12 protein-coding genes are annotated in these 13,817 nt (G+C 45.1%); 3 read left to right on the top strand and 9 right to left on the bottom strand.

The window, feature by feature from the left end; all coding sequences use genetic code 11:
- Positions 1-101 precede the first annotated feature (101 nt).
- From sufU to K5J94_RS04120, 8 genes are all read right to left on the bottom strand, one after another.
- Complete coding sequence (sufU, locus tag K5J94_RS04155; RefSeq protein WP_159564106.1) at positions 102-539, bottom strand: Fe-S cluster assembly sulfur transfer protein SufU; 438 nt, start codon at positions 537-539, stop codon at positions 102-104.
- Positions 526-1,752 carry a cysteine desulfurase gene (locus K5J94_RS04150; protein ID WP_221913614.1) on the bottom strand — a complete coding sequence of 409 codons (1,227 nt, stop codon included), beginning with the start codon at positions 1,750-1,752 and terminating at the stop codon, positions 526-528. The genes sufU and K5J94_RS04150 overlap by 14 nt, the downstream gene beginning before the upstream one ends.
- Before the next feature lie 13 nt (positions 1,753-1,765).
- Positions 1,766-3,028, bottom strand: a complete 1,263-nt coding sequence (gene sufD / locus K5J94_RS04145; protein WP_159542954.1) for a Fe-S cluster assembly protein SufD — start codon at positions 3,026-3,028, stop codon at positions 1,766-1,768.
- Positions 3,029-3,063: 35 nt separating this feature from the next.
- A complete protein-coding gene (gene sufC / locus K5J94_RS04140) occupies positions 3,064-3,834 on the bottom strand; it encodes a Fe-S cluster assembly ATPase SufC (RefSeq protein WP_159542957.1) in 771 nt (256 codons plus the stop codon).
- 514 nt (positions 3,835-4,348) lie between these two features.
- Positions 4,349-5,563 carry an LPXTG cell wall anchor domain-containing protein gene (locus K5J94_RS09665; protein ID WP_408022834.1) on the bottom strand — a complete coding sequence of 405 codons (1,215 nt, stop codon included), beginning with the start codon at positions 5,561-5,563 and terminating at the stop codon, positions 4,349-4,351.
- A gap of 653 nt (positions 5,564-6,216) precedes the next feature.
- Positions 6,217-7,392 (bottom strand): glycosyltransferase family 4 protein, encoded by a 1,176-nt coding sequence (locus tag K5J94_RS04130; RefSeq protein WP_221913612.1) that lies wholly within the window; start codon positions 7,390-7,392, stop codon positions 6,217-6,219.
- Between the two features lie 4 nt (positions 7,393-7,396).
- Positions 7,397-8,167 (bottom strand): adaptor protein MecA, encoded by a 771-nt coding sequence (gene mecA, locus K5J94_RS04125; RefSeq protein WP_221913610.1) that lies wholly within the window; start codon positions 8,165-8,167, stop codon positions 7,397-7,399.
- Between the two features lie 403 nt (positions 8,168-8,570).
- Positions 8,571-9,410 carry an undecaprenyl-diphosphate phosphatase gene (locus K5J94_RS04120; RefSeq protein ID WP_159542966.1) on the bottom strand — a complete coding sequence of 280 codons (840 nt, stop codon included), beginning with the start codon at positions 9,408-9,410 and terminating at the stop codon, positions 8,571-8,573.
- Between the two features lie 362 nt (positions 9,411-9,772).
- On the opposite strand from K5J94_RS04120, the gene K5J94_RS04115 reads away from it, so the two are divergent.
- The 3 genes from K5J94_RS04115 (at position 9,773) to K5J94_RS04105 (ending at position 12,593) form a co-directional block, all read left to right on the top strand.
- On the top strand, positions 9,773-11,335 hold the full coding sequence (locus K5J94_RS04115) for an ABC transporter substrate-binding protein/permease (RefSeq protein ID WP_159582996.1): 1,563 nt from the start codon (positions 9,773-9,775) through the stop codon (positions 11,333-11,335).
- Position 11,336: 1 nt separating this feature from the next.
- Entirely contained in the window at positions 11,337-12,077 is a 741-nt protein-coding gene (locus K5J94_RS04110; protein WP_159542975.1) for an amino acid ABC transporter ATP-binding protein, read from the top strand.
- Positions 12,078-12,476: 399 nt separating this feature from the next.
- On the top strand, positions 12,477-12,593 hold the full coding sequence (locus K5J94_RS04105) for a putative metal homeostasis protein (protein WP_159542978.1): 117 nt from the start codon (positions 12,477-12,479) through the stop codon (positions 12,591-12,593).
- Between the two features lie 194 nt (positions 12,594-12,787).
- Here K5J94_RS04105 and K5J94_RS04100 read toward each other — a convergent pair whose 3' ends face one another.
- Positions 12,788-13,678, bottom strand: a complete 891-nt coding sequence (locus K5J94_RS04100; RefSeq protein ID WP_159564101.1) for an SPFH domain-containing protein — start codon at positions 13,676-13,678, stop codon at positions 12,788-12,790.
- Positions 13,679-13,817: the final 139 nt, after the last annotated feature.

Below are 13,817 nucleotides of genomic sequence, written 5' to 3'. Positions count from 1 at the left end.
ACAGGCCATATGAACCCCCGCCTCATCAGCTTATAGATGATTAAAGCTTGCATTAGCCCCTATGCGTTAACACAAGCCCTTGGCCTTAAGTAGTTGGTAGCTCAGTTAACCGAATCACGCTCAATCGCCTTTTTCAAAGCATTCCATGCCAAGGTAGCACACTTAATTCGTTGGGGAAATTTTGCTACCCCTGCTAGACATTCCGCATCGCCCAGCTCTTTAGCTTGCGCAGGCGCCTGACCCTGCACCAGCTGGGAGAAGGTCTCCGCTAAAGCTAACGCTTGTGCTTTAGTTTTACCGATAACAGCATCCGTCATCATACTAGAAGAAGCTGTTGAAATCGTGCAACCATGCCCAGAAAAAGCAATATCAGCAATCTGCTCACCCTCAAACTGAACCGACAAAGCAATCACGTCCCCACAAGTGGGGTTATTGAGCTGGATTTGCTCAACCCCGGCCAGGCTCCCATGATGGTGGGGATGTTTGGAATGATCAGCAACCAGGGCCATATACAAGCTATCTAACCTAGAGAGTGCCATTGAAAAACTCCTTCGTTTTTAAGATCGCATCCACCAAGCGATCACAATCTTCTGTGGTGTTGTATAGGTAAAAGCTGGCGCGCACGGTGGCATGGAGACCCAGATAAGCGATGAGCGGTTGGGCGCAATGGTGGCCAGCACGAACGGCCACGCCTTCATAATCAAGGGCAGTTGCAACATCATGCGGATGTAGACCAGCCAGATTAAAAGCAAGCACCGAGTGGTGCTGCGCAGGATCTTTGGGACCATAGAGGGTGAGTCCCTCAATAGCCTCAAGCTTTGGCAAAACATAGGCCATCAGCGCCTGCTCGTGGGCGTAAATAGCATCCATCCCAAGGTCCATCAAGTAATCAATGGCTGCGCCTAGACCAATAGCACCTGCAATATGCGGCGTCCCAGCTTCCAATTTCCAGGGCAATTCCTTCCAGCTAGCCTCCTGTTCATAAACAAAGTCAATCATCTCCCCACCAAATTCGATTGGCGACATGGCTTGAAGCAGGGCCTCCTTGCCATAAAGGACACCAATCCCAGTTGGCCCCAACATCTTGTGACCAGATAAGGTGAAAAAGTCACAATCTAAATCCTGCACATCAATCTTTTGATGCGGTGCTGACTGCGCACCATCAACAACCAGATAGGCCCCGACCTGGTGGGTCAAGGCAGCAAGTTCCTTAATCGGATTGCGACAGCCCAAAACATTGGAAACATGAGCCAGGCTGACAAACTTCGTCTTTGGAGATAATTTGGCAGCAAAGTCCTCCAAATCTAAAGCCCCCTCCCTGAGATGGGCAAAGACCAGCTTGGCGCCTGTTTTTTGGCAAGCTTGCTGCCAGGGGATGATATTTGAATGGTGCTCCATAATCGAAATCAGCACTTCATCTCCTGCCTCAAGCAGCCCTTCAGCAAACTTAGCCACCCAATTAAGACCCGTCGTCGTCCCTCTGGTAAAGATAATTTCCCTGCTAGATGCGGCATTTAAAAAGGTTTTGACCTTGCTGCGAGCAGCTTCGTAACGACTCGTTGCCCGCTCGGCCAAGCTGTGGACGCCGCGGTGTACATTCGCATTATCTTGCTCATAGTAAGCTTGGAGTGTTTGGATAACCTGCTTAGGTTTTTGGCTGGTCGCCGCACTATCCAGATAAACCAAACTTTCATCATTGACCACTTGATGTAAAATCGGAAAATCAGTTGCTATTTTTCTTGCATCTAACACATTGCCTCCTTTACTAGCGTGTCGCTAACTTCTGATCTAAGACCTCGATAATCTGCTCACGAACTGCCCTAACGGGAATCTCCGTAATGACCGTACCTAAGAAGCCGCGGATGACCAGTTTTTCTGCTGTTTCTTGATCCAAACCACGACTCATCAAATAATACATATCTTCGGGATCAACCTGACCAATAGAAGCCGCATGACCGGCTGTCACTTCATTTTCATCAATGAGCAAAATCGGGTTAGCATCACTACGTGCCTTATCTGATAGCATCAGGACACGGCTTTCTTGCTGAGCATCGGCTCCCTTTGCCCCTTTGATGATATGGCCAATACCATTAAAGGTCAAAGTCGCCCGCTCCAAAATCACCCCGTGTTGCAGAATGTGGCCCACTGAGTTCTTTCCATAATTGGTCACACGGGTATCAATCCCCTGGACCTGTCGGCCACTAGAAGCAGCAACAACCTTTAGATCAGCATGGCTGCCATGGCCCAACAAATCACTATCAAAATCAGCAATCACATTGCCTTCATTTAGCACCGCAAGGGCCCAATCAATAGCAGCATCTTGCTCTAGCCGTCCCCGTCGACTAATAAAGGTCGTCACGTGCTCTCCCAGCTGATCAATCGCTGAAAATTTAATTTGGCTGCCAGCTTGAGCAATTACCTCCACAGAAATATTAGCGCTGCTTTTGACAGGAGTGGTTCCATAAGACTGTAATTGCTCCAGATAGGAAAAACGACTGCCCTTGCCAGCAATAATCAGAACATGCTTATTAAATGGTACCGAACTAGTAGCATCCTGGTAAAAGATGCTCTCAATCGGCTCAGCAATTTCCACAAAATCCGGTACATAGAGAACTGCAGCACTGTTAAAATAAGCCGCATGGTAAGCAGCCAAGCGATCCTCATCAAAGGCGCGCGCTGTCCCAAAGTAGGTTTCAATAATCTGAGGAATCTCCGCTAAAGCGGAGTAAAAATCCGTAAAGACCACACCCTTTTCTACCAGCTCATAGGGGAGCTGCTCAAAGACGGTCTGGGTACCAACCTGGACTAGCTTAGGACCACTCCCAGTGTTGACAAAATCAGGAACCGCGCCAATGGCCTCGTTATCAGCAATCGTCCCGTCACCAAGGTCCCACCGGTGAAACTTGACCCGTTCAATATGGGGCAAGGGCAAATCAGCAATCTGCTCAAAGGCCTTGAGACGGTAATCTTGTAGCCACTTGGGTTCAGCCTTGGCTTGTGAAAATTGCACTAGTGATTCTTTTGACATTTGTAACTCCTTTGCTTTTTTGTCGAAGTAACAAATTAAACTTCTTCATGGTAATCAAGACCAAGTTCCTCAGCAATCTGGGCATAGCCTTCTTTTTCAAGGCGCGCTGCTAACTCTGGTCCGCCAGAAAGGACAATCCGCCCATCCATCATCACGTGAACCTTGTCTGGTTGGATGTAATTCAAGAGGCGTTGGTAGTGGGTGATAATCATCGCCCCAAAGTTTGGACCTCGCATGGCATTAACACCCTTTGAGACCACTTTTAAGGCATCAATATCAAGGCCCGAATCAATCTCATCAAGCAGGGCAAACTTTGGTTCTAACATGAGTAGCTGCAAAATCTCATTTCGCTTCTTTTCACCGCCAGAAAAGCCTTCATTAAGATAGCGCTCGGCCATTTCTTCTTTCATGCCAAGCAAAGCCATTTTGTCGTCTAATTTGCTGATAAAATCGCGTACTGAGATTTTATCGTCATCAGCCTTGCCAGCATTCATAGCTGCTCGGATAAATTCGGCATTGGTAATGCCAGGAATTTCAGCCGGATACTGCATGGCGAGAAAAAGGCCCAGCCGTGCCCGTTCATCTACCTCAAGTTCCAGGATATTGACACCATCCAAGCGAATCTCTCCTTGGGTAACTTGGTAATTGGGATTACCCATAATGGCAGCAGACAGTGTGGACTTTCCTGTGCCATTTGGTCCCATAATGGCGGCAATTTCACCCGTTTCTAAGCTTAAATTGAGACCTTTTATGATTTCTTTTTCCTCAATGGAAACATGTAAATCAATGATTTCAAGCGTTGACATCTTACACCTCATTTATTTCTAACAGGCCCTTTGAAGGCCTGTTTCACTTTTAACATCACTATTTCATTATAACAAAAAAAGCCTATAATGGCTTTCTGACGAACCAGGACTAGCCTACTTAGCCTAAAAAAGCCAGGCGGGACTACCAAGGGCTAGGAGGCAAGAGCTAGTCTAGCACAGCCAGGAAGCTGACGACTGTCTGGTCAGTCAGTCCAAGAATAAGACTTTTTTGCTGCCATTTGGCAAGACAAGGTGGGAATTACTTTACGAAAAAGGATGAGGCTCTGCTTTTTTTCTGTCTAGGGCAGAATATGGAAATGTTGCCAAAACAAAAAAACAAGGGGAGAGTGAGTCGGCTCTTCCCTTGTCCTTGGCAGTTGGTCCTCTCCTCTTGCTCAAAGGCTAGATGAAAGGACTCTAATCACTCAGTAAGAGTGGGTGGCACCTGTGCTTGAGTCTGGCAGAACGGGCACAGCCACCTTTTTTAGTAGTGGTTTGTAAAATAGGATAATAATTAGTTTTCTTTACGTTTGTAGGACAGTACACCGGCCGTAGCGATGACACTTAGGGCCGCCGCTGTGAAGAATGGCTGGCGCTGCTCACCAGTCGCTGGTAAGTGCTGGTGTCTAGCTGGCGCTGGGGCTAGCTGAGGCTGAGCTGGCATCGACTGAGGCTGACGACTAGGAGCAGTTGGCGCTGCTGACTGACCTTGTGGAGCTGGTCGGTCTTGAGGCACTTGCTCAGGTGTTTGTGGTTGATTAGGTTGACTAGGAACCTGTGGCCGGTGCTGCTCTGGTGCATGGGGTGGTTCCACCTCTGGCTTATGCGGCTCTTGAGGCTGCTCAGGTGTATGGGGTGATGGTTCTGCTGGCTTGTCTGGGCTTTGTGGTGTGCCTTGCGGACCTTGGGGTCCTTGCTCACCACGCGGACCCTGATCACCCTTAGGACCAGCTTCACCACGGTCACCTTGGATTCCTTGATCACCCTTTTCACCGCGTTCGCCTGGGAGACCTTGTAAGCCTTGTTCGCCGCGTTCGCCTTGGATTCCTTGTAAACCTTGTTCACCGCGTTCGCCTTGGATTCCTTGCTCACCTTTTTCGCCGCGCTCGCCTCGAATTCCTTGGTCGCCCTTTTCACCGCGTTCGCCTTGGATTCCTTGCTCGCCCTTTTCACCGCGTTCGCCTGGGAGACCTTGTAAGCCTTGCTCTCCACGGGGGCCCTGGTCACCCTTAGGACCTTGCAGACCATCTCTACCAGCAGGACCCTGTTCACCTTTAGGGCCGGCTACTCCGGCTTCACCACGTTCGCCGGTTTCGCCTTTATCACCACGCGGACCTTGCGGGCCAGCAGGGCCTCGTGCACCTACAGGACCAATTGGACCAGCCGGGCCGGCAGGTCCAGTCTCACCACGGTCTCCGTTCTTACCGGCTGGGCCTTGGGGGCCGGCTGCTCCGGCTTGGCCACGCTCACCGGTTTCGCCTTTATCACCACGCGGACCTTGCGGGCCAGCGGGACCACGAGCACCTACGGGACCGATTGGACCAGTGGGGCCGGCAGGGCCAGTTTCACCACGGTCACCAGTCTTACCTGTTGGACCAGCAGGACCTTTTTCGCCACGATCTCCTTTAGGCCCTCTAAGCTCCCCATTCTGAATACCTTGCCATAAAATCTCTTTCCACTTGTCTTCTTTATTTTTCTGTTTTTCTAAGTATTCTTCTAGTTTAGACAAATAGTCATAAATAGACTTAGTAGTGTAGTCATTGAATCCCCAGTCCTGGCGCTTCAAAGTTTGAGCAACCGAAGGAATCGGCCTCTCTGAAATGGCGCTAGATTGATCGCGGAGCTTATTGAGAATTGTTTGAGGACCCTCAGCCTTTACGCTCCCCCCCCCCCGAGGGTGAGTAATAGGGCCGCCGAAGTCAAGCCATAGCGGCAAACTAGCCGATTAAGGCGCTTTGATGTGGTTGTTTTCAATTGTCTTTCTCTCCTTTTTCCTTGTGATTAAAATATCGTAAGGTAACTAATATTTTCTACTCAGAGTATTATAGGAGAATGGGAAAGGCTTTTAAAGCTCGCATCCTGTCTTTTTTAAAGATATATGATCTTATTGAAAAAACCAATAGATGCTGCACATCTTTAAGCCCTTTTTGTTGTCGTCAACCTATTTCCACTTCTCATTTTTCTTCTTTCGTATCATTTATTTTTATAAACTTTATTTTTTGGATCTGCCATTTTTAGGCCTCTACCCTCCTTTAGCTTTTTTTCCTAGCGGCCAGAGGGACGGACTAGCAAAAAAAGAAGACCAAGCGGTCTTTTTTTGTCCTAATCTGATGCCGCACCAAGCGGTCTTCGCTAACTAAGCACTTCCGCCCAAATGGTAGCTTAATGGTGGTGGTCATGCTTATACCTGTCACGTCTGGCTTGTAGGACTTTCTGGCGGTAGTCACTGTTACCCAGAAATTTCAGGAGGTTAAAGAGCGGTGTGCGCTTTTCGCCCCAAATCTCTAAACCTTCAATGAAGACTTCCAGACCAAATAACAGGCCAAACAGCAAAAGCACTCCGCCCAAGCGGCTAGAGAGGTTGAGCAGCAAGGAAATCAAGGAAAAGAGCATGGCAATGCCATAGACGACAAGGACGGCCCCGCGATGGCTAAAACCCATAGAGAGCAAGCGGTGATGCAGGTGCATCTTATCCGGCTCGTAGATTTTTTTGCCAGAGAGGCTACGCCTTATAATGGCCACTAGGGTATCCATGATTGGAACGCCCAGGATGATCACTGGTGTGACCACCACCACAGCGGTAGCATTTTTTAACCCCTGAAGGGACAACACACCGATCATAAAGCCAATAAATAGTGAGCCCGTATCTCCCAAGTAGATCATCGCCGGGTGGTAATTGTAGGGAAAAAAGCCCGCAATGGAGGCACTCAGGATTAAGAGGGTGACGGTTAGGTAAAAATCAAGCTGGGGCAAAAAGAAGAACGAGACAATTGCCATGGTCAGCAAGCTAATCAATGAAACGCCACTGACTAGGCCATCTAAGCCATCGATTAGGTTGATGGCATTGGTAATGGAGACAATCCACAAGATGGTCAAGATAAAGGTCACAATGGGTCCAAAAGATAGCAAGGGGCCGCCAAAGGGAATTTTAAAGCTGTTGAAATGAAAATCCGTAAAGGCCCAAATCACAAAACTGCCAAAGAAGATGCCAAGCATCTTCAGTTTGGGGCTGATTTCCATAATATCGTCAATATAACCCGTCAACATGACGAGAAAGCCTCCCAGCACCACAGGCAGAATATAGGAAAAATAATCAAGTCCATGGATACTAATCCCTTGTGAGATCATCGGCACAATCACAAGGGTTGTTAGGACAAAGGAAATAAAAATGGCTAAGCCACCGCTACTTGGCATGGGGACTTTGTTAATCCGTCTTGCATTGGGATAATCAACTGCCCCCACCTTAAACGCCAAAAGGCGAACCAAGGGCGTTAGCACTAAAGAAATTAAGAGGGCACCAATTAAGACTAAAACATAGTCAAATGTAAATGGAAACATAACCTTAGACCAATTTTACCTTTTGTAATTTTTCAAGCGCCCCATCTACCATTAGTTGGGGAGCATGCTCTTGTAAGTAAGCTCGCGTTGTTGTCGTGGGGCTAGCGTGTTCCAGCAGGCGAGCATACATGACTGAGGCATAATAAGCTGGTTGGTTTTGAACATCCAATAGCACGGTCATATAGTAACGGTTGTTGTCTTTATAAAGTTCAGAAGCTTCCACCTGAAAATCAATAGCCTGAGCAAACTCAATAACGGCAGGCAAATCAGCAAAAACTAAAACATAATGAATATAGTCTAATGGATTAACATCCTCCTCTTCATCTCCTTCGCTCATGGCAGCTTGCTCTGTCGCAGAAGCATCTGGATCTTGTAGGGCATCCTCCATGGCTTCTTCTAGTTTTTCAAGCTTTTCATGAGCCTGTGTATCTCCTTTTTCCCGCAGGGATTTTTCCAGTGATTTGAAAAACTCCTCAGGAGACATCTGGGAAATATCACCCAAGTCCGCCAGATCTTCAAAATCAAGGTCCTTATTCAAGTCTGATTTGGTGACAAAAACATCAAGCCGGTCTTTGCGCGGTGTGACCCTAAAGCTCAACATGCCACTATCTTTAAAAGTGTCAGGAAGATCTAGCTCATCCATGACAGAATAAAAGAACTCTTCGGTCTTCTCCTGAGGAATCAAGAAATCCTTTAATTCCATCTCTCTTTCTTCTAAATCATCCATACTAATCGTAATTTTTAGTGTTGTTTCACTAATTTGTTTCATCTCCATAGTAGATACCTCGCACGCATAGTTACTCTATTATACAAGAAAACCTTGTAAATCGCAATTTTATGACCACTTCTTCCTATCTTTGCTAAAATGCCGCTCAAGCTGACATCTGCTCACGGCAAGAAAATCAGCTCGTGCCAGCAGTTAGTAGCAGGCGCATAGGCAGCTACGTTTGCCTACTTTGCTTGGATTTGCTTTGGCTGAGCAAGCGGTTGAAATGATAGCTTGCCTTACCTTTGCTAATTGGCCATGAAAAAAACTCTCAACAAAGGGTTAGCCCACTGTTTGAGAGTTAGTCTTATCAACTAGTGTTAAAAAAGCTAGCCTAGTGCTGCTGATTTGAATAAGGCTAGCTTAGCTCTGCTGATTTGCCAGGTTATAAGACTGCTAAATCATGAATCAGCTAGCGCAAGTGTGTGATGACATAATAAATCAATAACAAGCTTCCTAACCCAATCCGGTATTTGCCAAAAATGGTGAAATCATGTCGTTTGACATAGTCTGTTAAGAACTTAATAGCGTACAAACTAACAACAAAGGCGGTTAGGCTGGCTACGAGTAAAATCAGGGATTGACTCATGGTAAAGCCATGGCCCGCTGCAAAATATTTAACGACCTTTAAGAGACTGGCACCAAACATGACGGGAATGCCTAAAAAGAAAGTGAATTCTGTGGCAACTGTCCGACTGGTTCCCACTAAAATACCGCCGAGGATGGTTGCACCTGAACGGCTGGTTCCTGGAATAATGCTTAAAACTTGGAAGAGACCTATTAAAAAGGCTGTCTTATAGGGCATCTGGGCCAAAGTGGTGATCTGAGGCGTCATATGACGATGTCTTTTTTCAATCCAGATAAAGGCAAGCCCATAAATAATCAGCATCAAGGCCACCGTGATCACATTATAAAAGTGGTTATTAAACCAATCATTAAATTTAAGACCAACAAGAACGACCGGAATGATAGCCACAACCACCTTAGCCCATAGTTGCCAGGTCAGACGGACTTCTTTGGCTGTTTTTCCAGGCTGAAAAGGATTAAGCCTGGCAAAATAAACCACGATGACAGCTAGAATAGCACCTAATTGAATCACCACATCAAACATCTCCATATAGGAAGCATTTTGCTTTAAGGTGATAAATTCTTGGACCAAAATCAAGTGCCCTGTACTAGAAATCGGTAACCACTCGGTAATTCCTTCGACAATCCCGAAGAAAATAGCTTTCAAAAGCTCAATAAATAACATGATTTCTCCTAAATTCCTAAAATATTACCTTAAGTTTACCAAAAAAACCGTAAAATGACATAAGAAGCCTCTAAAAACACGCCTATTTTTTCCAGATAGCGCTGCTTTGGGGGTGCTAGTTTGTTTTTTTAGCCTGATGGGCTCCTTTAGCTCAAAAAAGCTGCGCAGCTATTTAACGAGAAAGCCGTAGAGCTCGGCTAAATAACTCAGCAGGTCAGGAAATGAGCAGCAAAAATTTATTTTTTATCATATTTTTGGCTGTATTTGTATAATTTTCCAATTTTTTAAATGATTTAAATTGCAATCACCCCGGATTTGCTGTAAAATGGAAAGAAAAATAGAGAAGTGAGACAGGAGCTTTTATGAAAAAGATATATCTCTACTTGGCAGCGACCCTTATGCTTTTTTTGAGTGGCTTTTCGACTGTCAAAGCAGATCAGTATCTTCGTGTGGGGATGGAGGCTGCCTATGCCCCCTTTAACTGGACACAAGACAATGATCAAAACGGTGCTGTACGCATCGAAGGAACTAAGACCTATGCCAACGGTTATGATGTCCAAATTGCTAAAAAAATTGCTAAATCCATGGGCAAAGATCTAATCGTGGTTAAAACTTCCTGGACAGGTTTAATTCCAGCACTAACTTCTGGTAAAATCGATATGATTGCTGCTGGTATGAGCCCAACTCCTGAACGCCGAAAAGAAATTTCTTTCTCAGACAGTTATTATACCAGCGAGCCTGTCTTGGTCGTGCGCAAGGATAGCCGCTTTGCTAAGGCACACACACTTACTGATTTTTCAGGTGCAAAGGTGACAGCCCAACAAGGCGTCTGGCATGTCAAACTGATCGATCAGATCAAAGGGGTTAAAAAGCAAACCCCAATGGGAGATTTCTCACAGATGCGTCAGGCCTTATCTTCTGGTGTTATTGATGCTTATATCTCCGAACAGCCCGAAGGCTTAACAGCCGAAAATGCCAATCCTGCTTTTAAAATAGCTCCGCTACAACAAGGTTTTACCTTCTCAAAAACAGACACTGCTATCTCAGTTGGCATGAAAAAAGATGATCCTCGCCTCATGCAGGTCAATCAAGTCCTCGCCAAACTATCCGAGCATGATCGGCAAAAACTCATGCGCAAGGTAGTGACCTACCAGCCAACTCTTGCCAAGGCAAAAAATGGTGAAAAACCATCCTTTTTCCAACAAATGTGGACCATTCTTTTAACCAACTGGCACCAGTTCTTACGTGGGACAGGCCTAACCTTACTCATTTCCATGGTAGGGACTGTCATTGGCCTAATGATTGGTTTACTAATCGGTGTCTATCGTACTGCACCCAAAGCCAAGCATAAGACAACTGCCTTTTTCCAAAAGCTCTTTGGTAGTCTGCTAACCATTTACATTGAGGTCTTTCGGGGCACACCGATGATTGTACAATCAATGGTCATCTACTATGGAACCGCACAAGCATTTGGGGTTTCACTGGATCGGACCTTGGCGGCTATCTTTATCGTGTCGATCAACACAGGTGCTTACATGAGCGAAATTGTCCGCGGAGGCATCTTCGCCGTTGATGCGGGTCAGTTTGAAGCCGCAACGGCACTTGGTTTTAATCACCGTCAAACCATGCGCAAAATTATTTTGCCACAGGTGGTGCGTAACATTCTCCCTGCCACGGGGAATGAATTTGTCATCAATATTAAAGACACTTCTGTGCTAAATGTTATCTCGGTAGTGGAACTGTATTTCTCAGGTAATACCGTTGCTACCCAGAACTATCAGTACTTCCAAACCTTTATGCTCATTGCCGTCATTTACTTTATCTTGACCTTTACTGTCACCCGCATTCTTCGTTATGTGGAACGCCGCCTAGACGATGAATCTTATACAAGGGTTGCCAGTCCAGCTCTGGTTGAGGAGGCCTAATATGTCAGAACCAATTATCGAAATTAAACATTTAAAAAAATCCTTTGGTCATAATGAAGTCTTAAAAGATATTTCTCTTTCTGTTAACAAGGGTGAGGTGATTACCATCATTGGTTCTTCTGGCTCAGGTAAGTCAACCTTACTTCGTTCTATTAACCTCTTAGAAATGCCAACGGCGGGAGAGGTCCTCTTTCATGGTAAAAACGTCCTAGCAGATGGCTATAATCTGACCCATTATCGAGAAAAACTCGGCATGGTTTTTCAATCCTTCAATCTCTTTGAGAATCTCAATGTGCTAGATAATGCTATTGTGGCTCAGACAACGGTCTTAAAGCGTAGCCATGCTGAGGCTGAAAAAATCGCCAAAGAAAACCTCACTATTGTTGGTATGACCGAACAATATTGGAAAGCCAAGCCCAATCAACTATCTGGCGGGCAAAAACAACGGGTTGCCATTGCTCGCGCGCTATCTGTCAATCCAGAAGCTATGCTCTTTGATGAACCAACCTCAGCCCTTGATCCTGAAATGGTCGGCGAAGTCTTAAAAATCATGCAAGATTTAGCCAAGTCTGGTCTAACCATGATTATCGTCACCCACGAAATGGATTTTGCCCGCGATGTTTCTAACCGTATTATCTTTATGGATAAGGGCCTAATCGCCGAAGAAGGCCGACCCCAAGACATCTTTGAAAATCCTACTCAGGCACGAACCAAAGAATTTTTACAACGTTTCTTAAGCTAAGAAACCCTAAGCTAGTGCTCTTGTCAGGACTAGAGTGGTTTTCACACAGGACTTCTAACGAACAAATGAGCACAGCCATAAACATTCAAGTCAACCCTCAGGCAAACTGGTCCCATCAGCTGCTTGAGGGTTTTTGTGGCTAAACAAGCCGCCATAAAAAAAGCAAAAGTTCACTGGCACCAAGGCCACTAGCAGGGCTTCAGACGGCAAAAATGACTTCCATAGAGAGCTGTAAGCTATGAATCACCAAACCAGCTAAAAACACTGAGGTATTTGGGATAGAGCAGGTTGTCAATCCAGCAAGAAAAAATAATTGCTTAAAATACTTTACTGGTTAAGTTTATTGTGCTATACTAGTCTTTGTTAACGTTAATAAATACTTTTTATGAGGAGGTTATTATGGCTGAAAAAACTGATTTAGCATCGGCTTACCGACGGCTAAAGAGTCCCAATATCAAAACCAAAAAGCGTGCTTTGAAGATTATTCATGAGTACAAGAGATTTGGTAAGAAATAATAACTAAAACATTAAAAGTCAGACAAACAAAAAAACAACTAGGACACATCCCTCCGTTCTAGTTGTTTTTTATGGTCTTTTTTTTAGTATCTTATCAGGCAAGCACAGAGCAATCAAAAGTTCTAGCAAAAGAGAGGTAACTTGATAGACGTTTGTGCTAACCTACTTGACCTACTAAAGAAAAGCTAAAAACCTTATTTTACTTTTAATGCTGATAGCACTTGGCTGCGAATGTCATCTACACCATTAGGTGTATTTGGCAAAAACAGGGTTTGATTTCCTTTAGACGCAAAGGTATTTAAGGTATCTAAATATTGGTTGGTTAATAAGATAGACATAATCTGCTCTTCATCCAAGCTAATGTTAGCTTCTTTTAATTCTTGAATAGAATCTGCTAAGCCATCTACAATTGCTTTACGCTGTTGAGCAATCCCCACACCATGTAAGCGATCTTTTTCTGCTTCAGCAGAAGCCGCCGTGACAATCTTAATCTTATCTGCTTCAGCAAGTTCTTGCGCAGCGACGCGCTTACGTTGAGCGGCATTGATTTCATTCATTGATTGCTTGACCTCGGCATCAGGTTCAACCTTAGTGATCAAGGTCTTAACAATGATATAGCCATAGGTGGACATTTCCTCTGCCACTTGATGTTGGACTTCCAAGGCGATCTCATCTTTTTTCTCGAATAATTCGTCCAGGGTGAGCTTGGGTACAGATGAGCGTAGAGCGTCTTCAATGTAGGACTTGATCTGTGCTTCTGGCTTCATTAATTTGTAGTAAGCATCAGTGACATTTTTTTCATTCACACGGTATTGGGTGGCAACATTGAGGGTGACAAAGACATTGTCTTTTGTTTTTGTTTCGACGACAATTTCTGATTGGAGGAGGCGTAACTGCACACGCGCAGCTATTTTATCAATGCCAAAGGGCATCCGGATGTGAATCCCACTAGTTGCGGTCACTTGATATTTACCAAATCGTTCAATAATAGCGACTGTTTGTTGTTTGACAACATAAAGTGTACTGAGCACTACTAATACTAGCAGTACTAAAATACAAAGTAAGACAATGATTGCAGTATTCATCTGGAACTCCTCTAGATTTTGACTTATTGTGATAAGACAATTATAATCTTTTTTTTAGGATTGTCAATTCTTTTTAATGCCAGCTGCAGTTTATCAGCTGCGCTAGCAATAGAAAAAAGCCCCTAAACTCTAACGCGTC

The sequence above is a fragment of the Streptococcus halichoeri genome, assembly GCF_019774635.1.
GTDB lineage: Bacteria > Bacillota > Bacilli > Lactobacillales > Streptococcaceae > Streptococcus > Streptococcus halichoeri.
This window is presented reverse-complemented; position numbering and strand designations above follow the sequence as displayed.